This window comes from Frigoribacterium sp. CFBP 8766, from assembly GCF_014841435.1.
GTDB lineage: Bacteria > Actinomycetota > Actinomycetes > Actinomycetales > Microbacteriaceae > Frigoribacterium.
Genome location: NZ_JACYTX010000001.1, coordinates 479,113 through 504,952, shown reverse-complemented (window position 1 = coordinate 504,952; position 25,840 = coordinate 479,113). Strand labels below are relative to the sequence as shown.

25 protein-coding genes are annotated in these 25,840 nt (G+C 74.1%); 11 read left to right on the top strand and 14 right to left on the bottom strand.

What is annotated here, in order from left to right; translation table 11 throughout:
* Nucleotides 1-102: 102 nt before the first annotated feature.
* Nucleotides 103-1,245 (bottom strand): substrate-binding domain-containing protein, encoded by a 1,143-nt coding sequence (locus IFT90_RS02395; protein WP_192040809.1) that lies wholly within the window; start codon nt 1,243-1,245, stop codon nt 103-105.
* Between the two features lie 226 nt (nt 1,246-1,471).
* On the opposite strand from IFT90_RS02395, the gene IFT90_RS02390 reads away from it, so the two are divergent.
* On the top strand, nt 1,472-2,719 hold the full coding sequence (locus IFT90_RS02390; RefSeq protein ID WP_244644731.1) for an AI-2E family transporter: 1,248 nt from the start codon (nt 1,472-1,474) through the stop codon (nt 2,717-2,719).
* A gap of 67 nt (nt 2,720-2,786) precedes the next feature.
* Here IFT90_RS02390 and rbsD read toward each other — a convergent pair whose 3' ends face one another.
* The 6 genes from rbsD to IFT90_RS02360 form a co-directional block, all read right to left on the bottom strand.
* Nucleotides 2,787-3,170, bottom strand: a complete 384-nt coding sequence (rbsD, locus tag IFT90_RS02385; RefSeq protein WP_192040808.1) for a D-ribose pyranase — start codon at nt 3,168-3,170, stop codon at nt 2,787-2,789.
* The gene (locus tag IFT90_RS02380) at nt 3,167-4,270 is read right to left on the bottom strand and encodes a ribokinase (RefSeq protein ID WP_192040807.1); all 1,104 of its coding nucleotides are present in this window, start codon (nt 4,268-4,270) and stop codon (nt 3,167-3,169) included. Before IFT90_RS02380 ends, rbsD begins: the two co-directional genes overlap by 4 nt.
* Nucleotides 4,270-5,217 carry a substrate-binding domain-containing protein gene (locus IFT90_RS02375; protein WP_192040806.1) on the bottom strand — a complete coding sequence of 316 codons (948 nt, stop codon included), beginning with the start codon at nt 5,215-5,217 and terminating at the stop codon, nt 4,270-4,272. The genes IFT90_RS02380 and IFT90_RS02375 overlap by 1 nt, the downstream gene beginning before the upstream one ends.
* A 103-nt stretch (nt 5,218-5,320) precedes the next feature.
* Nucleotides 5,321-6,292: an ABC transporter permease gene (locus tag IFT90_RS02370; RefSeq protein WP_146903122.1), complete on the bottom strand. Its 972-nt coding sequence runs from the start codon at nt 6,290-6,292 to the stop codon at nt 5,321-5,323.
* 106 nt (nt 6,293-6,398) lie between these two features.
* A complete protein-coding gene (locus IFT90_RS02365) occupies nt 6,399-7,922 on the bottom strand; it encodes a sugar ABC transporter ATP-binding protein (RefSeq protein ID WP_192040805.1) in 1,524 nt (507 codons plus the stop codon).
* A gap of 2 nt (nt 7,923-7,924) precedes the next feature.
* Complete coding sequence (locus IFT90_RS02360) at nt 7,925-8,956, bottom strand: LacI family DNA-binding transcriptional regulator (RefSeq protein ID WP_192040804.1); 1,032 nt, start codon at nt 8,954-8,956, stop codon at nt 7,925-7,927.
* 223 nt (nt 8,957-9,179) lie between these two features.
* Between IFT90_RS02360 and IFT90_RS02355 the strand changes: the two genes are divergently transcribed.
* The 4 genes from IFT90_RS02355 to IFT90_RS02340 all read left to right on the top strand — a co-directional run bounded on the left by IFT90_RS02355 (nt 9,180) and on the right by IFT90_RS02340 (nt 12,200).
* Complete coding sequence (locus tag IFT90_RS02355; protein ID WP_192040803.1) at nt 9,180-9,596, top strand: DUF1304 domain-containing protein; 417 nt, start codon at nt 9,180-9,182, stop codon at nt 9,594-9,596.
* 72 nt (nt 9,597-9,668) lie between these two features.
* Entirely contained in the window at nt 9,669-10,562 is an 894-nt protein-coding gene (gene purU / locus IFT90_RS02350; protein ID WP_192040802.1) for a formyltetrahydrofolate deformylase, read from the top strand.
* Between the two features lie 43 nt (nt 10,563-10,605).
* A complete protein-coding gene (locus tag IFT90_RS02345) occupies nt 10,606-10,992 on the top strand; it encodes a DUF2568 domain-containing protein (RefSeq protein WP_192040801.1) in 387 nt (128 codons plus the stop codon).
* Nucleotides 10,989-12,200, top strand: coding sequence for an N-acetylglucosamine-6-phosphate deacetylase (locus IFT90_RS02340; protein WP_244644730.1), 1,212 nt, complete (start codon nt 10,989-10,991; stop codon nt 12,198-12,200). Before IFT90_RS02345 ends, IFT90_RS02340 begins: the two co-directional genes overlap by 4 nt.
* A gap of 43 nt (nt 12,201-12,243) precedes the next feature.
* Here IFT90_RS02340 and IFT90_RS17485 read toward each other — a convergent pair whose 3' ends face one another.
* Nucleotides 12,244-13,098, bottom strand: a complete 855-nt coding sequence (locus IFT90_RS17485; protein ID WP_192040800.1) for a M23 family metallopeptidase — start codon at nt 13,096-13,098, stop codon at nt 12,244-12,246.
* 483 nt (nt 13,099-13,581) lie between these two features.
* Between IFT90_RS17485 and IFT90_RS02330 the strand changes: the two genes are divergently transcribed.
* On the top strand, nt 13,582-14,334 hold the full coding sequence (locus tag IFT90_RS02330; RefSeq protein WP_192040799.1) for a GntR family transcriptional regulator: 753 nt from the start codon (nt 13,582-13,584) through the stop codon (nt 14,332-14,334).
* 59 nt (nt 14,335-14,393) lie between these two features.
* Here the strand turns inward: IFT90_RS02330 and IFT90_RS02325 are convergent, their stop codons facing one another.
* Together IFT90_RS02325 and IFT90_RS02320 are read right to left on the bottom strand one after the other, a co-directional pair.
* A complete protein-coding gene (locus tag IFT90_RS02325; protein ID WP_192040798.1) occupies nt 14,394-14,855 on the bottom strand; it encodes a glucose PTS transporter subunit IIA in 462 nt (153 codons plus the stop codon).
* Entirely contained in the window at nt 14,852-15,085 is a 234-nt protein-coding gene (locus IFT90_RS02320) for a glucose PTS transporter subunit EIIB (protein ID WP_123547783.1), read from the bottom strand. The genes IFT90_RS02325 and IFT90_RS02320 overlap by 4 nt, the downstream gene beginning before the upstream one ends.
* Before the next feature lie 254 nt (nt 15,086-15,339).
* On the opposite strand from IFT90_RS02320, the gene IFT90_RS02315 reads away from it, so the two are divergent.
* Nucleotides 15,340-16,596, top strand: a complete 1,257-nt coding sequence (locus IFT90_RS02315) for a PTS transporter subunit EIIC (RefSeq protein ID WP_123547782.1) — start codon at nt 15,340-15,342, stop codon at nt 16,594-16,596.
* A 3-nt stretch (nt 16,597-16,599) separates the two neighbouring features.
* Nucleotides 16,600-17,388, top strand: a complete 789-nt coding sequence (gene nagB, locus IFT90_RS02310) for a glucosamine-6-phosphate deaminase (protein ID WP_192040797.1) — start codon at nt 16,600-16,602, stop codon at nt 17,386-17,388.
* Between the two features lie 23 nt (nt 17,389-17,411).
* On the opposite strand, the gene IFT90_RS02305 is transcribed toward nagB, so the two are convergent.
* Nucleotides 17,412-19,139 carry an AMP-binding protein gene (locus IFT90_RS02305; protein ID WP_192040796.1) on the bottom strand — a complete coding sequence of 576 codons (1,728 nt, stop codon included), beginning with the start codon at nt 19,137-19,139 and terminating at the stop codon, nt 17,412-17,414.
* 212 nt (nt 19,140-19,351) lie between these two features.
* Between IFT90_RS02305 and IFT90_RS02300 the strand changes: the two genes are divergently transcribed.
* Nucleotides 19,352-20,239: a copper homeostasis protein CutC gene (locus IFT90_RS02300; RefSeq protein WP_192040795.1), complete on the top strand. Its 888-nt coding sequence runs from the start codon at nt 19,352-19,354 to the stop codon at nt 20,237-20,239.
* A gap of 65 nt (nt 20,240-20,304) precedes the next feature.
* A complete protein-coding gene (locus IFT90_RS02295) occupies nt 20,305-21,285 on the top strand; it encodes an NAD-dependent epimerase/dehydratase family protein (RefSeq protein WP_192040794.1) in 981 nt (326 codons plus the stop codon).
* Between the two features lie 234 nt (nt 21,286-21,519).
* Here the strand turns inward: IFT90_RS02295 and IFT90_RS02290 are convergent, their stop codons facing one another.
* Entirely contained in the window at nt 21,520-22,869 is a 1,350-nt protein-coding gene (locus IFT90_RS02290) for an alanine racemase (protein WP_192040793.1), read from the bottom strand.
* A 148-nt stretch (nt 22,870-23,017) separates the two neighbouring features.
* On the opposite strand from IFT90_RS02290, the gene IFT90_RS02285 reads away from it, so the two are divergent.
* Nucleotides 23,018-23,422: a RidA family protein gene (locus IFT90_RS02285; protein ID WP_123547776.1), complete on the top strand. Its 405-nt coding sequence runs from the start codon at nt 23,018-23,020 to the stop codon at nt 23,420-23,422.
* A 60-nt stretch (nt 23,423-23,482) separates the two neighbouring features.
* On the opposite strand, the gene IFT90_RS02280 is transcribed toward IFT90_RS02285, so the two are convergent.
* Both IFT90_RS02280 and IFT90_RS02275 read right to left on the bottom strand, forming a co-directional pair.
* Complete coding sequence (locus IFT90_RS02280) at nt 23,483-24,118, bottom strand: NAD(P)-dependent oxidoreductase (RefSeq protein ID WP_192040792.1); 636 nt, start codon at nt 24,116-24,118, stop codon at nt 23,483-23,485.
* A gap of 91 nt (nt 24,119-24,209) precedes the next feature.
* Complete coding sequence (locus IFT90_RS02275) at nt 24,210-25,811, bottom strand: amidohydrolase family protein (RefSeq protein WP_192040791.1); 1,602 nt, start codon at nt 25,809-25,811, stop codon at nt 24,210-24,212.
* Between the last annotated feature and the right edge of the window lie 29 nt (nt 25,812-25,840).

The window sequence follows — 25,840 nt, the reverse complement described above, 5'->3', positions numbered from 1 at the left end:
TCGCATTGCTCGCCATGAACCGCGCTCCGAACCATGAACCGCGTTCTGTCGCGGTTCATGGTTCGGAACGCGGTTCGACGAGCAGGCAGACTCGCCGCGGCGTCAGCGCGGAGCGGGACCGGTGGAGGCGCGGACCAGCAGGCGCGCCGGCTCGATGTCCGCGTGCGCCGACGCGGGCACCGGGCCGACAGCCGCACGCACACCCGAGTCCGCCGCGACGCCGGGCGCGACGCCGACCTCCGACGCCTCGGCCGCGTCGGGCGCCTCGACGGCGGCGAGCAGGAGCCGGGCGGCCTCCGCCCCGAGCAGCCGCGGCGCCGTCGTCAGCGTGGTCAGCGCCGGGCGCACGTAGGTGCCCAGCTCGATGCCGTCGAACCCGGCCACGCTGACGTCGTCGGGCACGCGCACGCCGCGCGCGTCCGCCTCCGCCATGAAGCCGATCGCGGCGAGGTCGTTGGCGCAGAACACGGCGGTGGGACGATCGCCGCGGCCGACAGCGCCGTCGCCGGCACCCCCGTCGCGAGCAGCGTCGCCGAGCAGCTCGGCCGCAGCGCGACGTCCCCCCTCGTACGTGAAGTCCGCCTCGACGAGCACGCCGGGGTCGCACCCTGCGGCGACGAGCGCCTCGCGCCACGCCTCGACCCGGTGCACCGCGTGGACGAACCGCGACGGCCCGGCGACGTGGGCGAACCGTCGGTGCCCGAGCGACACGAGGTGGGCGACGAGCTCGTGGACCCCCGCCGAGACGTCCTGGTGCACCGCGGGCAGCGGGAACCCCGGGGCCGGGTTCACGCCGACCGCCGGCAGGCCGAGCTGCTGCACGAGGGCGACGCGCGGGTCGTCGACGACGAGCTCGTTGAGGAACACCCCGTCGACCCGTCGACCGGCCGCGAGGCGCCGGTAGCGGTCGAGGGTCTCGTCGGCGGCCGAGCCCATCTGCAGGATCAACGCGTAGCCGCGCGGGTCGAGCACCGACTCGAGGCCGCCGATGAAACTGCCGAAGAAGGGGTCCGACTCGAGCACGAACGGGTCGCGGTGCACGACGAGCCCGACGGTGAAGGCCCGCTTGGCGCTGAGCGAGCGGCCACGGACGCTGGGCACGAAGCCGAGGTCGGAGGCGGCCTGCTTGATCCGCGCGCGCGTCTGCTCCGAGACGCCGGGCCGGTCGTTGAGCGCGCTGGACACCGAGCTGATGGCGACGCCGGCACGGGCGGCGACCTCGACGATGGTGACCCTGTCCGTCACGTCGCGCCTCCTCGTCGGTCGGCCTGTCGGCTGGTCCTCGGCGGCGGCCGGGGACCCGTCGATGCTACGGCAGGCCTCGCGAGCACCCCGTGCCGGCCGCCGAGACGACGCAGGAGCAGTCGTGCGCACCGGCGCACGCGCCGACGGATGGCCGTCCAGCGCACGCCCACGCCCGGATCGGCGGAGTCACAGCCCACTGATAGCCACCTGACCGGAGACTCCGACCATGGACCTCCCCTGGCGCCGCCGCAGCGCGACGACCGACCCGACCACCTCGACGACCGGGGCCGCTCCCGGCGAGCCCGGAGCGCCTCCTCGTGTCCCCGTCGCGGGCGAGGCCGAGGAGGTGCGGGCCGGCTCCCCCGGCCGCGCCCTCGCACCCGGCGCGGTCCCGCCGGGCATGCTCGTGGCCGGCGCCTGGGGCTGGCGCATGCTGGTCGTCGCGGCGTGCCTCGCGGTGCTGGGCTGGCTGGTGTCCCGCCTCGAGGAGATCGTGGTGCCGCTGCTGATCGCGATCCTGATCTGCGCGCTGCTGCAGCCCGTCGTGCGCCTGCTCACGCGGCGGCGGGTGCCGCACTGGCTCGCGATCGTGGTGGCGCTGCTCGCGCTCGTCGTCGTGGTCGGCGGCCTGCTCGTGCTCGTCGTGACCCAGGTGCGTGCGGGTGCGGGCGACCTGAGCGACAAGGGCATGGCGGCGTACGACAGCCTGCGGCAGTTCCTGCGGACGTCTCCGCTGAAGCTGACCGACGGCGAGTTCGACCAGTACGTCGGCCAGGCAGGGCAGGCGCTGCAGGACGCGAGCCAGCAGATCCTCAGCGGCGTCGCGGCGATCGGCTCGGCGGCCGGGCACCTCGTCGCGGGCGGGCTGCTGACGCTCTTCGCGACGATCTTCCTGCTGATCGACGGTCGGGGCGTGTGGCACTGGGTCGTCCGGCTGTTCCCGCGGGCGGCACGGCCGGCCGTCGACGGCGCCGGCCAGGCCGGCTGGCAGACGCTCACCTCGTTCGTGAAGGTGCAGGTCGTGGTCGCCGCGGCGAACGGCATCGGGATCGGCCTGTTCGCGTTCTTCCTCGGGCTGCCGCTGGCGGTGCCGATCGCGATCCTCGTGTTCCTCGCGTCGTTCATCCCCGTGCTCGGAGCGATCGTGACGGGTGCGCTCGCCGTCGTGCTCGCGCTCGTCGTCGCCGGGCCGGTCCAGGCGCTGGTGATGCTCGGCGGCGTGCTGCTCGTGCACCTGCTCGAGGCGCACGTGCTGCAGCCCCTCGTCATGGGAGGCGCGGTGAAGGTGCACCCCCTCGCCGTGGTCTTCGCGGTGGCGGCGGGCTCGCTCGTCGCCGGCATCCCCGGAGCGCTCTTCGCCGTGCCCACCGCCGCGACCGTCAACGTCATGGTCAAGTACGTCGCGTCGGGGCGCTGGAAGGCCCGACGCGAGGGCCCGGCCGCCGTCGACGGTGCGCCGCCCGCCGGCGCCTGAGGCGCGGGCGGGCGGGCGCGTCGGCCGGGCCGACGCGGGCGCGGACCTCAGCCCAGCTCAGCTCAGCTCAGAACGGGACCCCGCAGCGCAGCACCACGTTGGCGTACGGCGTCGCCTCGCCCGTGCGGACGAGCAGCCGCGCCCGCCCGCTCAGCGCCTTCAGCTCGTCGTGCGAGACATGTGCGACGCCCTCGAACCGTGCGGCGATCTGCTCGCCCGCCGCGGTGCCGACGCTCTCGTCCGCCGCCGTGCACGCCTCGAAGACGGCATCGGCCAGCAGGGCGTCGAGCACCCCGGCGAACGACGGCAGGCCGTGCACGACCGCGAGGTCGACCACGGGCACGCCGACGGGCAGGGGCAGGCCGCAGTCCGCGACGACGACGAGGTCGCCGTGGCCGAGGCCGCTGATCGCCGCGTTCAGCTGGGCGTTGAGGATCCCGCCGCGCTTCACGCCCGCACCTCGGTCGGAGGGCTCTCGGCCGTCGGGTCGTCAGCTGCAGCGCTGTCGAGCGCCGTGACCTGCTCGTCCGTCGACGGCAGCTCGTCGTCGACGCCCGGGTACGAGGGCTGGGTGCCCGCGGTCGTGACCGAGTAGGCACCGACGCGCACCGCCTCCTGCGCGGCCTCGAGCAGCGAGGAGCCACCCGCGAGCGCGGCGCTCAGGGCGCCGACGAACGCGTCGCCGGCTCCGGACGAGTCGACGGCCCGCACGCGCGGGGACGGCACCGACCACGAGCCGGAGGCGTCCGAGACCAGGGCGCCGGCCGCACCGCGCGTGAGCACGACGGAGGCGACGCCCAGGCCGCGCAGCTCGGCGACGACGGCCGCGTCGTCATCCGACGAGACATCAGACGCGTCCGACGACGACGGGTCCGAAGGGGCAGCAGCCGAGGAGGCGCCGGTCGCGTCCTTCGACGCGTCCCGTCCCGCGAGGCGCTCGGCAGCCTCCGGCGCCACGAGCTCGAGCAGCAGGCGACCCTCGTGCTCGTTCAGCACGAGGGGGTCCGCGAGCCGGACGACCTCGGCCGAGACCGCGACGACGGGCGCCAGGTTGAGCACCAGGCGTCCCGTCGCGAGCCGTGCCGCGCGCTCGATCCCCGACACGGGGATCTCGCCCTGCAGCACGACCACGGCGGCGCGGGAGACGACCTCGGCGTGCCGGGCGACCGCCTCCTCGTCGACCGAGGCGTTGGCCCCGGGCACGACGACGATCGTGTTCTCGGAGTCGGAGCCGACGCTCACCACGGCGAGCCCGGTGGGGCCCTCCGCCGTGGCGACCCGCTCGACGTCCACGCCGCTCTCGACGAGCAGCGGCAGCGCCGCCGAGGCGTGCACGTCGTCGCCGACCGCGCCGATCATCGTCGTGGCCGCGCCGCGCCGGGCCGCGGCGACGGCCTGGTTCGCGCCCTTGCCGCCGGGCAGCAACGTCATCGACGTGCCGATCAGCGTCTCGCCGGGGAGGGGGAGGCGGTCGACCGTCACGACCTGGTCGACGTTGATCGACCCGACGACGACCACGCCGGCCCCGACCACCTCAGCGGAGCCGTGCATCAGGAGAAGTCACCCACGTTCTCCTTCGTGACCGTGATGACCTCGACGGCCTGGTCGGAGGGGCCGTCGTCGCCCTCGCCGCCGTCGATCGCCTTGACGGCCTGGTCGACGGCCAGGGCGCCGAGCTCGCCCGGCTGCTGAGCGATGGTGCTCGAGAGCGTGCCGGCCTCGATGGCCTTGAGGCCGTCCTCGGTGCCGTCGAACGCGGCGACCTTCACGTCGGTGCCGGCGCGCGAGCCGAGCGCCTGGATCGCACCGAGGCCCATCTCGTCGTTCTCGGCGAAGACGCCGACCGCGTCGGGGTGCGCCTGGAGCAGGTTCGTCGTGACGTCGAGCGCGGTGGCGCGGTCGAAGTTGGCGGTCTGCTGAGCGACGACGGTGATGCCGGGGAACTCGGCGATGCCCTTCGTGAAGCCCTCGCCGCGGTCGCGGCTGGCCGAGGTGCCCGCGACGCCCTGCAGCACGATGACCTCGCCCTGCTCGCCGATGGCCTCGGCCAGCGCCTTCGCGGCCTGCTCGCCGCCGGCGACGTTGTCGCTCGCGACGAACGACGCGACGTCGGCGCCGTTGACCGCGCGGTCGACGGCGACGATCGGCACGCCGGCGTCGTTGAGCTGCGAGGCGGCGGGGCCGGCGGCGTCGCTGTCGACGGCGTTGAGGATGACGGCGTCGGCGTTCGACGCGGCGGTCGCGAGCTGGTTGCTCTGCGTCGCCGAGTCGTTCTGCGCGTCGACGACCTGCAGGTCGACGCCCTTCTCGTCGGCCTCGGCCTGGGCGCCGTCGCGGAGCTCGACGAAGAACGGGTTGTTGAGGGTCGACAGCGACAGGACGACCGTGGGGCGGTCGGCCTCTCCTGCGGGGGTGCGGTTGCAGCCGGCGGTGCCGGTCACGACCACTGCGACGACGGCGGCGACGGTGGCGGCCTTGCGGAACGAGGAAGACTTCATCGTGTGTCCTTCGGTGGGGTTCTGGTGGTGCGGGTGGGGTTCAGGGGAAGAGGAGAGGAAGAGACGAGGAGGCGCGGGTCGGGTCGCGACGACGCGCCGCGGGTCACGCGCTGCGCGTCTTGCGGCGCAGCACGTCGACGCCCACGGCGAGCGCGATGACGAGGCCGATGACGACCTGCTGCCAGAACGACGTGACGTTGAGCAGGTTCAGCCCGTTGCGGATGACGACGAGCACGAGGGCGCCGATGACGGTGCCCGAGATGCGGCCGACCCCGCCGGCGAGGCTGGCCCCGCCGATGACGACGGCGGCGATCGCGTCGAGCTCGTAGCCCGCCGCGGCCTGGGGCTGGGCGGAGTCGAGGCGCCCGGCGAGCAGCAGGCCGGCCAGCGCGGCGAACAGGCCCGCGAGGCCGAAGACCGTGACGACGATCCGTTTGACGGGCAGGCCCGACAGGCGGGCCGCCTCCGCGTTGCCGCCCACCGCGTACATGGTGCGGCCGATCACGGTGCGGTTGAGGATGAACGACGCGATCGCGGCGGCGACGACCAGCACGATGACCGGCACCGGCACGGGTCCGACGTTCCCGCCGAGGAACGACACCGCGGCGGGCGTCGAGATCGGGCGGCCGTCGCTGACGACGAGCGTGAGGCCGCGGGCGACGCTGAGCATCGCGAGGGTCGCGATGAACGACGGCAGCTTGCCGTAGGCGCTGGCGAACCCGTTGACGAGGCCGGCGACGAGGCCGGTCGCGAGGCCCACGACGAGCGCGAGCCCGCCGGGCAGGCCCGCCGTGGCGAAGGTCCAGCTCGAGACCATCGCCGAGAGCGCGGCGACCGAGCCGACCGAGAGGTCGATGCCGCCCGCGACGATGACGAAGGTCATGCCGAAGGCGAGCACCGCGACGGTCGAGACCTGGATGCCGATGTTGAGGAGGTTGCGGCCGGTCAGGAAGTCGGGCGTCGCGATGAAGAGCGCGAGGCAGAGCACGACGAGCCCGACGAGGGCGCCGTTGGCGGCGAGGAACGCCTTGATGTCGAAGGAGCGTCGCTGCGCCTTCACGGTGGTGGTGGTCATGGGTGTCTTCCTGGTCTGGTGGGGTTCGTCGGGTCGTGGTGGGGGGAGGCAGCGCGTGAGGCGGAAGCGCGGGAGGCGGCCGTCCGGTCTGCAGCGCGCGGTCGCGTCAGGCCGCGTCGGAGTCCGGGACGTCGCGGGCGGCGAGCGTCATCAGCGCGTCCTGGGTGGCGTCGGCCGCGGCGAGCTCGCCGGCCACGACGCCGTCGCGCATGACGATGATCCGGTCGCTCATGCCCATCACCTCGGGCAGCTCGCTGCTGACCATGACGACGGCTCCGCCGGCGGCCGTGATGGTGTTGATCAGCTCGTAGATCTCGACCTTGGCGCCGACGTCGACGCCGCGTGTGGGCTCGTCGAGCAGCAGCACCGTGGAGCCGGCGATGATCCAGCGGCCGAAGACGGCCTTCTGCTGGTTGCCGCCCGAGAGCGCGCCGATCGGCTGGTCGATGTCGCGCATGCGGATGCGCAGGCGGGAGGCGACCGCCTCGGCACGCTCGCGCTGGCCGGTGAAGTCCACGAGGCCGCCCCGGGCGCTGGAGGCGAGCGTCGCGTACCCGAGGTTGTCGTTGACGGAGGCGCCGAGCACGAGGCCCTGGCCCTTCCTGTCCTCGGGGACGTGGCCGATCCCCGCGGCGATCGCGCCGGCGACGTCGCCCTTCTTCAGCACCGTCCCCCGCACGCTGACAGTGCCCGCCGAGTAGCGGTCGACCCCGGCGATCGCGCGGACGACCTCGGTGCGGCCGGCACCGACGAGGCCGGCGATGCCCAGCACCTCCCCCGCCCGCACCGTGAACGACACGTCGCGGAACCGCTCGCCGGTGAGGCCCGAGACGACGAGCACGTCGCCCGCGCCGTTCTCGGCGCCGGTGCCGCGCGGGTACTGCTCGTCGATGTCGCGGCCGACCATGAGGCGCACGAGCTCCGCCTCGGGCGTCGACGCGGGCACCTCGGCGACGAAGCGTCCGTCGCGGAGCACCGCGACCGTGTCGCCGATCTCGGCGATCTCGTCGAGGTGGTGGCTGATGAAGAGCATGCCGACCCCGCGGGCCCGCAGCTGCGCGACGACGGCGAAGAGCTGCTCCGTCTCGTGCCTGGTGAGCGCCGCCGTCGGCTCGTCGAGGATGAGGATGCGCGCGTCGATGCTCAGCGCCTTCGCGATCTCGACCAGCTGCTGACGCGCGATGCCGAGCTCGGCGACCTTCGTGTCGACGTCGACGTCGAGCCCGATCAGCTCGAGCGCGGCACGGGCCCGACGCTTCAGCTCCCGCCGGTCGACCATGCCGAACCGGGTCGGGAACCGGCCCATCATCACGTTCTCGGCGACGCTGAGCGACGGCACGAGGTTGAGCTCCTGGTGGATGGTGGCGATGCCGAGCTTCTCGGCGGCGAGGGTGCCGGGCAGCGAGACGGGCTCGCCGTCGACGAGGACGCGGCCGCCGTCGGGCTGGTAGACGCCTGACATCATCTTGATGAGGGTCGACTTGCCCGCGCCGTTCTCGCCGAGCAGCACCTGCACCTGGCCGGCGCGCACGTGCACCGTGACGTCGTCGATGACCCGCACGGGCCCGAACGACTTGCTCACGCGGTCGAGGGTGAGGAGGGGACGATCGTCGCTGATCGAGGTGGTCATGGTCAGTTCCTGCCGAGGGGTCGGGACGGGGTGGGGACGGGAGAGGACGAGGAGGCGCGGACGACGAGCTCGCTCGGCAGCGTCACCGAGTCGGGACGCCGTCCCGCGATGACCTCCTGCAGCAGCTCGACGGCGCGTCGCCCCATCTCGTCGACGCTGTGCGCGATGACGGTGAGGGCGGGGTCCAGCAGCGAGAACCACTCGACGTCGTCGAAGGCGACGACGGCGACGTCCTCGCCGATGCGGAGGTCGAGGCGGTGGAGCATCGCGATCGCGCCGACGGCCATGAGGCTGTCGGCCGCGAGGATCGCGGTCGGCGGCTCGTCGAGGCTGAAGAGCGCGTGCACGCCCTCCGAGCCGCTGGCGCTCTGGAAGTCGCCGAGGTGCACGAGGGCCGGGTCGTCGCTGAGGCCGCTCTCGGCGACCGCGCTCGTCCACGACTCGAGCCGCTCGCGGCCGGTCGAGACGCTCTGCGGGCCGGCGATGTAGCCGACGCGCACGTGCCCGAGCTCGGCGAGGTGCCGCACGGCCGCCCGGATGCCGGGGCCGCTGTCGGTGGTGACGCTCGGCACGTCGACGCCCGGGATGGTGCGGTCGACGAAGACGGTGGGCACGTCGCGCGTCAGCAGCGCGTCGATGCTGGCGGAGTCGCCGCCCTGCGGGGCTACGATGACGCCGTCGACGCGGCGCGAGATGAGCGTGTCGAGGTAGCGGTCCTGCTGCTCGCGGTTCTCGTTCGCGTTGCCGAGCAGGGTCACGTAGCCGAGCTCGAGCAGGCCCTGCTCGATGGTGTGGGCGAGGTCGGCGAAGAACGGGTTGCGGACGTCGGAGACGAGCAGGCCGACAGTGTCCGACCGCGTGGACCGCAGCGCCCTGGCCTGGGCGTTGGGGCGGAAGTCGAGCTCGCGGACCGCCTGCTCGACCTGCTGCCGCGACTCGGCCGAGGTGGCCGGGTTGCCCGACAGGACGCGCGACACCGTCGCCGGGGACACCCCGGCGCGCTGGGCGACGTCCTTGATCGTGACAGCGGTCATCAGCTACTCCGTCGTGAGCTCGGGTGGTGCGGCAGGTCGCCCTGCGCGGGTGGTCTTAGTTCGTGGAATCGATTCCATGGAACCGATTCCATGACGGTAGCCGCGAGCGCGTCGGGTGTCAACTGCGCCCGTCGCGTCGCGGTCGCCGACTCGCCTCCCGGCCAGCCGCCTCCCTCATGGACCCGCCTCGCGGGCAGCGCACCCCCGGGCCTAGAGTCGGCACATGATCGTCGCCCTCGTCGCCGCCGCCCTCGCGGCCCTGCTGCACGTGTACATCTTCGTGATGGAGTCCGTGCTCTGGACGACCCCGCGCGTCCGCGCCACCTTCGGCATCACGAGCGACGCCCAGGCCGAGCACACGAAGCCGCTCGCGCTGAACCAGGGCTTCTACAACCTGTTCCTCGCGATCGTGACGGCGGTCGGCGTCGTGCTGGTCGCGGCCGCCGACCCGGCCAGCGCCTCCAGCGCGTTCGAGGCGTCGCCGTCGGGCAACGCCCTGATCGTGGCCGGCACGGGCTCGATGCTCGCCGCCGCCCTCGTCCTCCTCGTGACCGATCCCCGCAAGGCGCGCGCCGCCGCGACCCAGGGGCTGTTCCCGCTCGTGGCGCTGCTGGTGCTGCTCGTCTCCGCCGCCGCGTAGCCGGCACTCGCGGTCGGGCCGTCGGCGCACGGCGTCGCGAGACCGGCGCACGCCGCGCACTACCCTGGGCTGGTGACCGACCCGACCACCGCCTCCTCGGCTGCCGCCCCGGCCGCGCCGACGACCCACTGGACCCTCACGCTCGTCTGCGACGACGCCCCCGGCATCGTCCACGCGATCAGCGGAGCGGTGGTGGAGGCGGGCGGCAACATCACCGAGTCCGCCCAGTTCTCGAGCCACGACACCGGCACCTTCTTCATGCGGCTGCAGGTCGAGGCGCCCGGCGAGCGCGCGGCGTTCGAGGCGCGGCTCGCCCCCGTCGTCGAGCGCTACGGCATGCAGCACGAGCTCGACGTCGTCGGTCGGCCGACCCGCACGCTCGTGCTCGCGAGCAAGGCGGCGCACTGCCTCAACGACCTGCTGTTCCGTCAGCGCGCCGGCCAGCTGCCGGTCGAGATCCCCCTCGTGCTCGCCAACCACCCCGACCTCGGCGAGCTCGCGGAGTTCTACGGCACCCGCTTCGAGCACCACGCCGTGTCGGACGCCGAGAGCAAAGCTGCCTTCGAGGCCCGCGTGCTGCAGGTCGTCGACCGCTACGACATCGAGCTGGTGGTGCTCGCGCGCTACATGCAGATCCTCAGCCCCGAGCTCTGCACGGCGCTCGAGGGGCGCGCGATCAACATCCACCACTCGTTCCTGCCCGGCTTCAAGGGCGCGAACCCGTACCGGCAGGCGCACGCGCGCGGCGTGAAGCTGATCGGCGCGACGGCGCACTTCGTGACGAGCGACCTCGACGAGGGGCCGATCATCGAGCAGAACGTCGTGCGGGTCGACCACACCCGCAGCGCGCCCGAGCTGATGGCGATCGGCCAGGACGAGGAGAGCCGCACGCTCACCCAGGCCGTCCGCTGGTTCGCCGAGAACCGGGTGCTGCTCGACGGCGCCCGCACCATCGTCTTCCGCTGACCCGCCGCGCCGTGCACCGGACGCGCGGTCGTACGCTGGCACCGTGACCCCGACCGACGCCGCGACAGCCGACCACCGTCCGCCCGCGGCTCGCCGCCCCGCCCCCTTCGACCTGCTCCGCTTCGCCGTCGAGCTCTTCGCCCTGTTCTCGCTCGCGCTGTGGGGCTACCTGGCCTGGGCGTGGCCGTGGCCCGCCCTCGCCTTCATGCTCGGCGCCCCGGGCTTCGCCGTCGTCGTCTGGGCCCTGTTCCGCTCGCCCCGTGCCGTGGTGCCCACCGACCGGGTCGGCCGCAGCCTCGTCGAGATCGCCGTGATGGGCGCGGCCGCGATCGCCTGGGCCCAGCTCGGTCACCCGGTCGTCGCGGTCGTCTTCGCCCTCGTCGCCGCCGTCACCGGCGTCGTCGCCGCCCGCCGGGAGGACCGCGCATGAGCACCACCCTCTTCACGAACGCCCACGCGGTCGAGGCCACGGGTGAGACCCCGGGCTTCTGGATGCTCGTCGACGGCGACCTCATCGTCGCGACCGGCAGCACGGCCGAGCAGGCCTTCCCGCTCGAGGCCCCGGGGCGGCACCGCGACGGCCGAGACGGACTAGGAGGCGCGCTGCCGGTCGCCGACGTCGTGGTCGACCTCGACGGCGCCCGCCTCACCCCGGGCCTCGTCGACCTGCACACCCACGGAGGAGGCGGCGCCAGCCACGACGGAGGCGCCGACGAGATCGAGCGCGGCCTGGCCCTGCACCGCGCGCACGGGACGACCCGCTCGCTGGTGAGCCTGGTCGCGAACCCGATCGACCGCCTCCGGGGCTCGCTCGAGACGATCGCCGAGCTCCGACGTCGCGACCCGCTCGTGCTCGGCGCGCACCTCGAGGGTCCGTTCCTCGCGCCGCACCGCAAGGGCGCGCACGCCGAGCAGCACCTCGCCGTGCCCTCACCCGAGAACGTCGACGCCCTGCTCGGGGCCGTGCCCGGCGTGGTGCGGCAGGTCACGCTCGCCCCCGAGCTGCCGGGCGGGCTCGACGCCGTCGAGCGCATCGTCGCCGCCGGCGCCGTCGTCGCCGTCGGGCACACCGACGCCGACCACGACCTCGCGGTGGCCGCGTTCGACCGTGGCGCGACCATGATGACCCACGCGTTCAACGCGATCGCGGGCATCGGCCACCGCGAGCCCGGCCCCGTCGTCGCGGCCGTCAGCGACGACCGCGTCACGATCGAGCTGATCCTCGACGGCGTCCACGTGCACCCGGAGGTCGTCCGCATGGTGTTCGCCTCCGCCCCCGGCCGCGTCGCCCTGATCACCGACGCGATGTCCGCCGCGGGCTCGGCCGACGGCGACTACCTGCTCGGCGAGCTCGCCGTCACCGTGAGCGACGGCGTCGCGGTGCTCGCCGGCACCGACACGATCGCCGGCTCGACCCTGACGCAGGACGCGGCCCTCCGCCTGGCCCTGACGCGCGCCGAGCAGTCGCCCGTGTGCGCCGTCGAGGCGCTGACGACGGTCCCCGCGAAGGCGCTCGGCGAGGGCGACCGGATCGGCCTGCTGGCGCCCGGATACGTCGCCGACGCCGTCTCGTGGACCGACGACTGGCACGTGTCCCGTGTGTGGGCCGCGGGCCGGGAGCTGACGGACGGTCGCTGAGCCGCGTCGGCAGCTAGAGCGGCGGCGACGAGACGGGCGGCGGCTAGAGCGTGCGGCCGGCGTTGGCGTCGAGCCAGGCGCGCGGGTCGACCTGGGTCGAGCCGCCGATCAGCACCTCGAAGTGCAGGTGCTCGCCCGTGGCCACGCCGCTACGGCCGACGAGCCCGACGAGCTCGCCCACGGCGACCTGCTGGCCCACGACCAGCGGGCTCGACCCGACGATCATGTGCGCGTACAGGGTGCTGACCTTCTGGCCGTCGATCACGTGGTCGATGACCGCGTACTGGCCGAACTGCGCGTGCAGGCCCGACGTGCGGACCGTGCCCGCGGCGACGGCGCCGATGGGAGTGCCGCCTCCCGGGGTCATGTCGAGGCCCATGTGCATGCTCGAGCAGGCGGCGCAGGGCGCGGCACGGGGCCCGAAGCCCGAGCTGAGGACGACGGTGCCGGGGAAGGGCCACCGGATGTCGCCGGTGCCCGAGTTGACGATCGTGCCGCCGCCGGCCGCGACTCCGCCGGTGCGGGTCGACTTCGCGTTCGAGGTGCCCTTCTCGGGCGTCGGCGCGACGACCGGGGGCGGGGGCGGCGGAGGCGGGGCGTCCTTGACGACGAACGCGTCGCGCTCCGAGACGGTGAGCACCACGAGCGAGGCGGCGAGCGTCTGGCCGGGGACGGGGGCCGCGGCCGAGGTCTGCACGACCGATCCGCCGAGGTCGCTCGCGGTCGCCGGCGTGACGTTGGACGAGAAGAACAGCCCGCTCGCGAGGAACGCGACGGCGGGCACCGCGGCGGCCCGCAGCCGACGGGCGGCCTTCGACATGGTCGCGCGGGCGACGGGCGGTGCCGGCGGCGTCCGGGACGACGAGGAGGCGCGGGCCGGCGAGGTCGAGGCAGGCACCCGGCGAGGGCGAACGGGCACGACGGCACGACGCGAGACCGAGGCCGGCGCAGCTGCCGGCGCAACGGTGGACGCAGCTGCAGGAGACGCGACGGCCGGAGACGGGACGGGAGTAGATGTAGCGGTGACCGGAGCCGACGGGGCAGCATCGGACGGAGCGGCAACAGCCGACGATCCGGCGAGCGCGGCGCGCTCCCGTGCCAGCGCTTCACGCCGGGTCAGCGGAGCACCAGGCTCGACCGGGGCGCGGTCGGGAGCGCTCACGGGGCCGTCACGAAGGGGCCGGGGCTGTCGATCACGGTCCTCCTCGCTCCACGGGTCCCGTCGAGTGTAGGCCAGGGGCGCCCGTCGCACCAGGGCCGCGCCCCGGTCGCGGGCCAGCGCCGGCCGTGCGGGGGTGCGTAGTCTGGGGGCGCACAGATAGGTCATGACCGGACGGGACCACCGCCTCCGGCCCGACGACGACAGCCGAGGGGGCACGCCATGGCACGGGCGACGGGGCAGCGGATCACCGACGGGGCCGTGCCGAAGCACGAGCAGCTCCGCACGATCCTGCAGCGCCTGGCGGCCGACGAGCTGCCCGCCGGCGCCGCGGTGCCGAGCGAGCGCCAGCTGATGGTCGACCACGGGGTCAGCCGCATCACGGTGCGGCAGGCCGTCGGGCAGCTCGTCGCCGAGGGGTGGCTGACGCGGGTCCGCGGCAAGGGCACCTTCGTGGCGCACCGCGCGGTGCAGTCGACCCTGCGCCTCAACTCGTTCACGAGCGAGATGACGTCGCTCGGCCACCGCCCGAGCACCGTCGTGCTCGTGCGCGACGAGTGCCTCCCCACAGCCGAGACCGCGGCGGCCCTGGGGCTCGGCCCCGACGAGCCGGCCCTGCACGTCAAGCGCCTGCGCCTCGCCGACGGCGAGCCGGTCAGCATCGACGACGCCTGGTACCCGTCCGCCCGGCTGCCCGGGCTGCTCGACCGCGACCTCAGCCTCTCGCTCTACCGCCTGCTGGCGGACGAGTACGACCAGCCGGTGACCCGGGCGACCCAGACGGTCGCCGCCCGCGAGGCGCCCGTCGACATCGCGACCCTGCTGGGGACGCCCGACGCCGCCCCCGTGCTGCACTTCGAGCGGGTGTCGTTCTCGGGCGACGACCCGATCGAGCGGTCCGAGAGCTGGTACCGGTCCGACCGGTACCGCCTCACGATGCAGGTGACGTCGGCCGACGGGCCCCAGGAGGCCTGAGCCCTCGGACGTGACCTGGTCAGGGCGCCTGGGCCCTCAGGCCTCCGGTCAGCGCCGGCTCAGAACTCGAAGAGCGGCGACCGCGCCTCGAGGTCGCTGCCGACCGACCCCTGGGGCACGCTGTCGGGTGCGCTGTCGAGCACGATGACCGGGCAGACCGCCGGGTAGCCCGCGGCCGCGACGACCGCCGGGTCGAAGCGCACGACGACGTCGCCCGCCGCGACGGTCGCGCCCTCGGCGACGGCGAGCTCGAAGCCCTCGCCGCCGAGCTTCACCGTGTCGATGCCGACGTGCACGAGCAGGCCGGTGCCCGACTCGTGCACGACCGCGAAGGCGTGCGGGTGCAGCGTGACGATCTCGCCGTCGACGGGCGAGACGACGTCGACGAGGCGACCGCCCGCGGGAGGCGCGCTCGGCTCGATCGCGACGCCCGCTCCCACGAGCTGGCCGGCGAACACCGCGTCGGGCACGTCCGCGAGCGAGACGACCCGGCCCGTGACGGGGGTGAGCGCGACGGTCACGGCAGCAGGTCGTTGATGTCCTCGGCGAGCGAGTCGGCGATCGTGCCGACGATCACCTGGACGCTGCCGCCGGCGTGGACGACCGCGGTGGCGCCCGCGGCCTTGAGCGCGGCGTCGTCGACGAGCGAGACGTCCTTGACGTCGGTGCGGAGGCGCGTGATGCAGCCCTCGATCTCCTCGATGTTCTCGGCGCCGCCGAGTCCGTCGATCATGGCCTGTGCTTTCGACATGAGCTGTTCTCCTTCGTCGTGGGGCTCGAACCCGCGGCGGGTCCGGACGGGCTGCGTCCGAGCGGTGCGTCCGAGGACCGAGCGCGCCTCCTAGTTGACACCACCGGCGGGTCTGAGGAAACTACCACTCACTGGTCATGACCGGACAGGACCGGCCGACCCGCACCTCCTGCCCCAGGGCCCTCCCCGCCTCCGACGATCCGTCGGGCGCGGCCCCTGCCGCACGACTCTGCGCCCCGACGAGAGGACCCCTGATGACCACGACCGACACGACGGCCACCAAGCCGAAGAAGGGCTCGGCCGCCTTCGCGGTGCTGCAGCGCCTCGGCCGCAGCCTCATGCTGCCGATCGCCGTGCTGCCCGCGGCCGGCCTGCTGCTGCGCCTCGGCCAGCCCGACCTGCTCGGCGCGATCCCCGGCTTCGAGACCGGCGGCTCGGTCATCAGCGCCGCCGGCAACGCGGTCTTCACCTGGCTGCCGCTGATCTTCGCGGTCGGCATCGCGATCGGCTGGGCGAAGAAGTCGGACGGCTCGACGGCCCTCGCCGCGGTCGTCGGCTACATGGTCATCGACGGGGTCTTCACGGCCATGTCGCCGCTGGTGCTCGCCGGGGAGGAGACCCCGGCGGGCGACCCCGCGGTGATCAACTACGGGGTGCTCGGAGGCATCGTGATGGGGCTCCTGTCGGCGATGCTCTGGCAGCGGTTCTACCGGACGAAGCTGCCCGACTTCCTCGGGTTCTTCTCCGGTCGGCGCCTCGTGCCGATCCTCACGGCCGTCACCGGACTCGTGGTCGGCGTCGTCATGTCGTTCATCTACCCGCTGTTCAACTCTGCGCTCACCTGGATCGGCACCGCGGTCGCGGCGAACGACGTGGTCGGCGGCGGCGTCTACGGCGTGGTCAACCGACTGCTCATCCCCACGGGTCTGCACCACATCCTCAACAACGTCGTGTGGTTCCTCGTCGGCGACTTCACCGGCGCCGACGGCACGGTGTACCGCGGTGACCTGACCCGCTTCTTCCAGGGCGACCCGACCGCGGGCGTCTTCATGACCGGCTTCTTCCCCATCTTCATGTTCGCGCTGCCTGCCGCCGCCCTCGCGATCTGGCGCCACGCCCGCCCCGAGAAGAAGAAGCTCATCGGCGGCATCATGCTGTCGACGGCGCTGACCGCGTTCCTGACCGGCATCACCGAGCCGCTCGAGTTCTCGTTCATGTTCGTGGCCTGGCCGCTCTACATCGTCCACGCGGTCCTCACGGGCACGTCGATGGCGCTGGTGAACGCGCTCGACATCCACACCGGGTTCTCGTTCTCGGCGGGCCTGATCGACTACGTGCTCAACTTCAACATCTCGCAGAACTCGATCTGGCTGATCCCGATCGGCCTCGGCTACGCGGTGATCTACTACGTCGTCTTCAGCTTCGTGATCAAGAAGTGGAACCTCAAGACGCCGGGTCGCGAGGACGACGACGTCTCGGCCGAGTCCGCCGACGCGGCGACGAAGGCCTGACGCGTGGAGATCGTCATCGTCCGCGACGCCGCCGAGGCAGGCCGCGTCGCCGCCCTGAAGATCGCGTCGGTCGTCGAGCGCAAGCCCGAGGCCGTGCTCGGCCTCGCGACCGGCTCGTCGCCCACCGGCATCTACGCGTCGCTGGCGGCCCGGGTGCAGGCGGGCGAGCTCGACTTCTCGCGCGCCTCCGGCTTCGCCCTCGACGAGTACGTCGGCATCCCGCTCGAGCACCCCGAGAGCTACGCGTCGGTGATCCACCGCGACGTCGTCGAGCCGCTCGGCATGGACCCGGCCCGCGTGCGGGTGCCCGACGGCCGCGCCGACGACATCGAGGCCGCGGCCGTCGAGTACGACGAGGCGATCGCGGCCGCGGGCGGGATCGACATCCAGATCCTCGGCATCGGGGCGAACGGGCACATCGGCTTCAACGAGCCGACGTCGTCGTTCGCGTCGCGCACCCGGATCAAGACGCTGGCGCCGCAGACCCGCGCCGACAACGCGCGCTTCTTCGACGACCCGTCGCAGGTGCCCACGCACTGCATGACGCAGGGCCTCGGCACGATCCTCGACGCGCACGAGGTCGTGCTGGTCGCGGTCGGCTCGTCGAAGGCCTCGGCCGTCGCGGGCATGGTCGAGGGCCCGCTCTCGGCGATGTGCCCGGGCAGCGCGCTGCAGCTGCACCAGCACGCGACGATCGTCGTCGACGAGGAGGCGGCGGCGCTGCTCACCCTCGCCGACTACTACCGCTACACGTACGCGAACAAGCCGGCCTGGCAGCGCTTCGAGCACTGACCCTGGTCGCAGGAGGCGCGGCGTCAGCCCCGCAGGTCGGGGAAGTCGGCGTCGCGCCACTCCGCGGCGAGGCGCTCGCCCGACCGGGCCGCCGCCTCCTCGCGCTCCCGCAGCTCGACCCGGCGGATCTTGCCCGAGATGGTCTTCGGCAGCTCGTCGACGAACTCGAGGCGGCGCACGCGCTCGTACGCCGGCAGGCCGGTGCGGGCGTGCGCGAGCACGGCGCGGGCGGTGTCGGGCGTCGGCTCCCAGCCGGCCGCGAGCGTGACGTACGCCTTGACGATCGCGAGGCGCACGTCGTCGGGAGCCGGCACGACCGCCGACTCCGCGACGGCGGGGTGCTCGATCAGCACGCTCTCCACCTCGAACGGCGACACCTTGTAGTCGGACGACTTGAAGACGTCGTCGGTACGGCCGACGAACGTGATCATGCCGTCGGCGTCGCGGGTGGCGACGTCGCCGGTGTGGAACAGGCCGTCGCGCTGCGCCGCGGCCGTGCGCGCCTCGTCGCCGAGGTAGCCCGCCATCAGGTTGACCGGGCGCACCCGCAGGTCCAGGCAGACCTCGCCGGCGTCGCCCACGACGCCCGTCGCCGGGTCGACGAGCACGACCTCGACACCCGGCAGCGGGTGGCCCATCGAGCCGGCCCTGACCACCGACCCGGGCGGGTTGGCGACGATCGCGGTGGTCTCGGTCTGGCCGTAGCCGTCGCGGATGTCGAGGCCCCAGGCCTGCTGCACGCGCGAGATGACCTCGGGGTTGAGCGGCTCCCCCGCCGAGAGCGCCTCGCGCAGCGCGACGGGGCGCTCGCCGAGCGACGACTGGATCAGCATGCGCCAGACGGTCGGCGGCGCGCAGAACGAGGTCACCTCGGCCCGGTCGAGCTGCTCGCGCAGGGCCGCGGCCGAGAAGCGCGCCTGCTCGTGGACGAACACGGTCGCCTCGGCGGTCCACGGCGCGAAGAACAGGCTCCACGCGTGCTTGCCCCAGCCGGGCGATGAGATCGTGAGGTGCACGTCGCCGGGCCGGACGCCGATCCAGTACGTGGTCGTGAGGTGCCCGACCGGGTACGACGCGTGCGTGTGCACGACCATCTTCGGCTTGCTCGTCGTGCCCGACGTGAAGTAGACGAGGCACGGGTCGCTCGTCGCCGTGGCCACGTCGGGCGCCGTCTCGGAGGCGCCGCGCGAGTCGTCGAACGACGCCCACCCCGGGTGTTCCCCGCCGACCACGATCCGCCCGACGCCCTCGGCGATCTCGTCGAACTTCGGGGCGTCGGCGAGCGCCGCCACGACGTGCCGGACGAGCCCCCGCTCGACCCGGTCGGCGAGGTCGTGCGGGGCGAGGACGACGGAGGTGGGCAGGATGACCGCACCGATCTTCATGATCGCGAGCATCGCCTCCCACAGCTCGACGCGGTTGCCGAGCATGAGCATGACGTGGTCGCCCTTCGCGACCCCGCGCTCGACGAGCCACGCGGCGACCTGGTCCGAGCGGCGGCGCATCTCGTCGAAGGTGACCCGGTGGTCGACGCCGTCCTGGTCGACGATCCAGAGCGCGACGCGGTCGTTGCCCCGCGCGATCACGTCGAACCAGTCGCGGGCCCAGTTGAACGAGTCGCCGACGTCCGGCCAGCGGAACGCCGCGCGGGCCGCCTCGTGGTCGCCGGCGTGCGCCGACAGCGAGTCTCGGGCGGCGCGGAACGCGGCGGTGGACGGCTTCTCGGCGGCGGAGGCTTCGACGGGGACCATGTGCCCATGATGCTCGCCCGCCCATGCCGAGCGCGGCATGCGGCGCCGGACTCCGGCGTCGGCCAGCGGGGCCGCACGGCTTCTCCTTCTCTCGAGGGCGGGTGATCGGCGCCGAGGGCGGGTCGCTGGCTACCCGCCCTCGGTGACGGCGACCCGCCCTCGACGTCCTCGCACGGAGGATCCCAGGCGGGCGCCTCTGGGAGGATGAAGGGATGAGCGACCGCCCCCGCACCTCCTCGTCCGCCGCAGTTGCTGCCGCTGGCGCCGCCGTCTCCGGCCCGAGGCGCGTCGCGCTCGAGATCGCGGTGACGTCGCTCGCCGGCGCCCGCACCGCGCTGGCCGAGGGAGCCGACCGGGTCGAGCTCTGCACCGCGCTCGAGATCGGGGGCGTCACGCCGTCCCAGGGACTCACGGAGGCGGTGGTCGCGACGGACGTGCCGGTGCACGCCCTCGTGCGGGCGCGCGGCGGCGACTTCGTCTACGACGACGCGGACCTCGCCGTGATGGAGCACGAGGTCCGCACCCTCGTCGCGGCCGGCGTCGCCGGGGTCGTCGTGGGCGCGCTCAGGGCCGACGGTTCCCTCGACGTCGACGCCGTCGCGCGGCTCGTGTCGGCTGCGCGCGACGCGGCGGGCGTCCGTCCTGCCGAGCTCGGCGGCAGCCGCCTCGACGTGACCGTGCACCGCGCCGTCGACCGGGCGGCCTCGCCGGTCGACGCGGTCGCCGCACTGTCCGCGCTCGGAGTCGACCGGGTGCTCACCTCGGGAGGAGCCTCCCGGGCACGCGACGGGCTCGCCTCGGGTGCGCTGCCCGACATGGTCGCTGCGGCCGGCGGCGTCGAGGTCATGGCGGGCGGCGGCGTCCGGCTCGACGACGTCGCGGCGCTGGTGGCCGCAGGCGTCGCCGCGGTGCACCTGTCGGCGTCGACGACCGCCGCGACCGCAGCGCCAGGGGACGGGAACGGCCCGTCGCCCGTCTCGTTGGGGTCCGCGGGCGCGACGGACTCGTACGCCGTGACCGACGCCTCCCTCGTCCGGGCCGTGCGGGCGGCGCTCGACGCCGCAGTGCTCACGCGGACGCCCGCGCCGCGCACCCCCTGACGCACCCGGGCGACCCGGCCCGGCGGGCCTGGCCCGCCCCGACCGTGAGCGTGCACAGTGGAGCCATGACGCAGAAGTCCCTCCTCGTGGTCGGCGGCACCGGCCAGATCAGCGCCGCGTGCGTGCGCGAGGCGGTGCGCGTCGGCTGGTCCGTCTCGGTGCTCAACCGCGGCAGCACCGCCAGCCGCCCCCTCCCCGACGAGGTCGAGTCGATCGTCGCCGACGTCCGCGACGAGGAGGCGCTGGTCGCGGCCCTCGCAGGCCGCAGCTTCGACTCCGTGGCCGACTTCCTGACCTTCACGCCCGACGAGCTGCGCTCGGTGCTGCGCGCCGTGGTGCCGCACGCCGACCAGTACGTGTTCATCGGCTCCGCCGCCACGTACCAGAAGCCGCCCGCCGCCCTGCCGATCTCGGAGTCGACCCCGCTCTTCAACCCGTGGTCGCCGTACGCCCGCGACAAGATCGCCTGCGAGCGGCTGCTGCGCGACGAGCACCTCGCCGGCAGGGTCCGCGCGACCGTCGTGCGCCCGTCGCACACCTACGACCGCACCCACGTGCCGCTGCTCGGCGGCTGGACCGTCGTCGAGCGGATGCGTCGCGGAGCCCCCGTCGTGCTCCACGGCGACGGCACCTCGATGTGGGCGATGACCCACGCGGACGACTTCGCGCGGGCGTTCGTCCCGCTGCTCGGCGCCCCCGAGGCGTCGGGCGAGGCCTTCAACATCATGTCGTCCGAGCTGCTCACCTGGAACCAGATCGCGCGCTGCCTCTCGGACGCGGCCGGCGGCTCGCTGCACGTCGTCCACCGCACGACGCACGACCTCGTCGCGGCGGCGCCCGAGTGGGACGCCGACCTGCGCGGCGACCGCAGCCACCCCGCCCTGTTCGACTCGTCCAAGGTGCGCGAGGTCGCCGTCGGCTGGGAGCCGCGCGTGCCCTTCGCCGAGGGCGCGCGCCAGATCGTCGCGTGGCACGACGCCGACGCGTCGCGCCGCGTGGTCGACCCCGAGGTCGACGCCCTCTACGACCGGCTCACCGCGGGCTGACCGGCTGCCCGGCTGCCCGGCCGCGAGCGCACCCGCCCGCACGCGGTCGGCCTGCCAGGACGGCGGGCGGGTTCGTCGTGGGCGGGCCGTCGTCACCGCCCGCTCACGACGAACCCGCCCGGTCTGACGGGGTCGGCCTGTGAGGACTCCGGGCGGGTCCGTCGCGGGCGGGCCGTCGTCACCGCCCGCTCACGACGAACTCGCCCGGTCTCGGGGGCTCTGCCTCGGCAGTGCTCAGAAGCGCGTCAGCCAGGTGCCCTCGACGACGGGCGGCTGCTCGCGCACGGCCGTGCCGCCGCGCACGAGCGAGAGCTCGCGCCACTGGGACAGCGTCGTGCAGGGGTGCGAGACGCCGAGGCGCACCAGGTCGCCGACGGCCAGCCCCGAGGAGGCGCCCAGCCGGAGGAACGCGTGCTGGTCGTTCAGGGCGGTCACCACGGCACCCTCGAGCACTCCGTGGAGGCGCGTCGCCGACGTGTCGTCCGCGCCGCCTCCTGCGGTCGGCCGCCAGGCGTCGAGGGGAAGGGGAAGCCCCTCGTCGTCGGCCGTGTCGCGTCTCCCCACGTTGAGCAGGGCGAGGCCGGGCTCGGGCCTGGAGATGACGGTCGCCCAGAGCTCGAGGGCGGGCAGGAAGGACTCGTCGCCCGAGACGCCCTCGATCTCCGGGGTCGTGTCACGGGCGAAGGGAGTGAGGCGGCGGTAGAGATCGTGGTCGTGCGCGACGTACGAGCCCGAGCGGAGCACCACGCGCGTCCGGGGCCCTCGTGCGCCGTCCGGGTCGTGCTGCCCGGCGAGCACCGCGACGACGCGCTCGAAGTAGACGCTGCCGCCCGCGCTCACGACGACGTCGCCGCCGCCCGCCAGCCAGGGCTCGAACACCTCCGGGTCGATCGCGTCGAGCAGATCGAGCACCGTGCGCAGGTAGTCGTCGATCATCTCGATGCCCGCGGGGTCGACGTCGTGGGTGAGGGCGCCCTCGTAGCCGGTGACGCCGGCGAGCACGAGGTGCGGCGCCGCGACGACGGCGTCGACCACGGCGAGCGCCTCGGCGACCGTGCGGGCCCCGGTCCGGCCGACGGACGAGCCGATCTCGACGAGCACGGCGAGGGGCGGCACCTCGGCGGCGGCAGCGGTCTCGGCGGCGGCGTCGGCGGGGCCCGAGGCACGGGCGGCCGCCCGCGCGAGCGCCTCGTCGGCGAGCCGGACGGCGGCCACCGAGTCGACCCACATCAGCACGCGCGTCGACCCGGGGTCGGCGGCGAGGGCGACGAGCGCCTCCTCGGAGAAGGTCGTCCCGGCCAGCACGACGTTCGGCACGTCGGACTCGCGGGCCACCGCCGCCTGGAACGCCGTCGCGACCGTGATGCCCCACGCGCCCGCGTCGAGCTGCCGCCGCCAGATGTCGGGCGACATGGTGGTCTTGCCGTGCGGCGCCAGGTCGACGCCGGCCGCCCGGCACCACGCGGCCATCGTGTCGACGTTGTGGTCGAGGGCGTCGAGGTCGACGGTGAGGAGGGGCGTGGGGAGACGGAGCAGCGGCAGCGGCCGGCGCTCGTTCGCGAAGGTGGCCTTGGACGTCTGCACGGGGTGTCCTCTCGTCGTGGAGCGGGGCGGTCTCCCGATAGCTTTGCAGGGGCGACGGCGCGACCGTGCGCCGTCCACAGCCACCGCCTCCTCGACGCGGATGCCACAGCCCCACGACACCACCACCGACACAGAAGAGAGACCCCCTGTGAGCGACAAGACCCAGGTGATCACCACCGGAGCCCCCACCCCCATGCCGATCTTCTCGCAGGGCGTGCTGAAGAACGGGTTCCTCGCCGTCTCCGGCCAGGGCCCGCAGGACCCGGCCACGGGCGAGTACCTGTTCCGCGGCGACCTGACGGCCCAGACCCTGCGCACGCTCGACAACGTCAAGGCGATCGTGGAGGCGGCGGGCGGCACCGTCGACGACGTCATGTCCCTGCGCGTGTTCCTCACGCAGCGCAGCGACTTCGCCGAGATGAACGCGGCCTACGAGACCTGGGTGCGGGCGAACGTCACCAGCGGCGTCTTCCCCACCCGCACGACGATCTTCGTCGAGCTGCCGAACGAGGCGATGCTCGTCGAGATCGACGCGCTCGCCGTCCTGGGCTGAGCCGGCGGCAGCGGCGCCGGCAGCAGCAGCAGCGACAGGCGTCTCCGCAGGCTCAGCCGCCTACGCCCCGGTGAGCACCGCCGTGCGGCGGAGCCAGGTGTCGTCGCCGAGCTGCGCGAGCATGAAGCGGGCCACGTCGGCGCGCGTCACCTGCGTCGACGCGCCGTCGGGGAGGTGCTCCGACGCCACGACGTCTCCCGCCGCGGGGTCGTCCACGAGGCGGGTGGGGTAGACGAGGGTCCAGTCGAGGCCGCTGGCGCGCACCTGCGCGTCGGCCGCCTCCTTCGCCTCGTAGACCTTGCCCAGCACGGTGTGGAAGAAGATCTTCTGCAGCGCGCTGGCGTCGCCCTCGGAGTCGCCGACGCCGAACGCCGAGCAGACGACGAGCCGGCGGACGCCCGACGCCTGCATCGCGGGCAGCAGCGCCTCGCCCACCTCGACCTCGACGGGGTGCCGCACGCGGCGGGAGCCGACCGCGTTCAGGACGGCGTCCTGCCCCACGACCGCCTCGGCCACGTCGTCCGCGGAGGTGGCGTCGCCGACGACGACGCGCACCCCGTCTGCCTCGTGACGAGCGGCGTCGTCGAGGCCGGACTCGTCGCGCACCAGCACGGTGACGTCGTGGCCGGCGGCGAGCGCCTGGCGCAGCAGGTGCGACCCGACTCCCCCGGTGGCTCCCAGCAACAGCAGCTTCATGGCGTCTCCTCGTCGTCGAGCGCGCGTCGAGTCGGGTGTCGGCGAGCTGTGGTCGAGCGAACACCCCCGGGCAGTGTCGCGGCCGTGAACCTCAGGCGAGCCCCGCGAGCTCGCCCGCGACGAGCTCCCCCGCGACCCACACACCGCGCACCCCCGACGGCGGGCGCCGCGGCTCCGCGTACGTCGCCCGGTCGGCGTACGCGACCGGGTCGACGAGCTGAAGGTCGGCCGCCGCCCCGGGCACGACCCCCACGGGCGTCGAGGAGGCGACGGTCCGGAAGCGGCGGTGCGCGGCCACGCTCATCCGGTGCACCGCCTCCTCGCGGATCAGCACCGCCGAGGGCCCGGTGCCGCCGTACACGTCGAGCAGCCGGGCGAAGGTGCCGTGCAGCCGAGGGTGCACGGTGCCCGACTCGCGCGGCAGCCCGTCCGAGCCGACGAGCGTGTGCGGCCAGGCGAGGGCGGTGCGCATCCCCTCGAGGTCGGTGTGGAACACGATCACGGTCAGCGAGCCCCGCTCGGCGAGGACGAGGTCCGCGAGCACCTCACGCGGGTCTCCGCCGAGCTCGGCGGCGATGTCGGCGATGCTGCGCCCCTCGAGCCCGGTGTTCTCCGGTCGCGCGAAGCCGGCGAGCAGGATGCGCGCAGGCCCGATCGCCGCCCACTGGTTCTCGAGCGCCGTGCCCGGCCAGGGCTGCTCGAGCCCGGCGAGCACCGCGGCGCGGGTCGTCGGGTCGCCGAGCGCCTCGAGCAGGCTGTCGACGCCGCGGTCGGCCGTCGAGGGAGGGAACAGCGACGCCACCGTCGTGCTCCCGGCGTCGTAGGGGTAGACGTCGGCGCTGACGTCGAGCCCGTCGGCGCGCAGGTCGTCCAGGTGGTCGACGATCGCGCCCATCCCGCCGACGTTCCGCGGTCCGGTCACCTTGAGGTGGCTGACGTGCACGCGAGCGCCCGACTCGAGGCCGAGCGAGGCGAGCTCGTCGACGGAGGCGCGAAGCCCGTCGGCCTCGTTGCGGACGTGGGCGACGAGCAGCCCGTCCCTGGCCGCGACCTCGCGGGCGATCGCGAGCAGCTCCGGCCGGTCGGCGGCGTCGCCGGGCGCGTACATCAGGCCCAGCGAGACGCCGAGCGCACCGGCGTCGAGGGCGTCGCCGACCGCCCCCGCGATGCGCGAGGTCTCGCCGGCGTCGGCAGGCCGCCGCGCCATGCCGAGCACGGAGGCTCGCACCGGGGCGTGCGGCACGAGCGCCCGGGCGTGGATGCCCAGCGGCTCGTGGGCGAGCGTGTCCACGTAGTCTCCGAAGATCGCCCAGCGCCGGGCGGGGAACGGGCCGAGCACCGGCAGGGAGTACTGCTCGAGCGAGCGGTCGGCCGGATCGGCCGGGGACGGCGCGACGCCCTGGCCGCAGTTGCCGACGATCGTCGTCGTCACGCCCTGCTCCGTCTTCGGGGCGATGCCGCCCGGGCGGAAGAGCGCCGCGTCGTCGTGCGCGTGCACGTCGACGAACCCGGGCAGCACCTCGAGCCCGCGGGCGTCGACCACCCGGCCCGCGGGGCCCGCCTCGACGACGGACGCCGCAGCTCCGGGGCCCACGGCCGCGACCACCCCGTCGCGCACGACGACGTCGGCGACCTGCGCCGCGCCTCCTCGACCGTCGTGGACCGTCGCCCCGACCAGCACCAGCGTCGACACGGGACTCTCCTCACTCGGGAACGGTGACA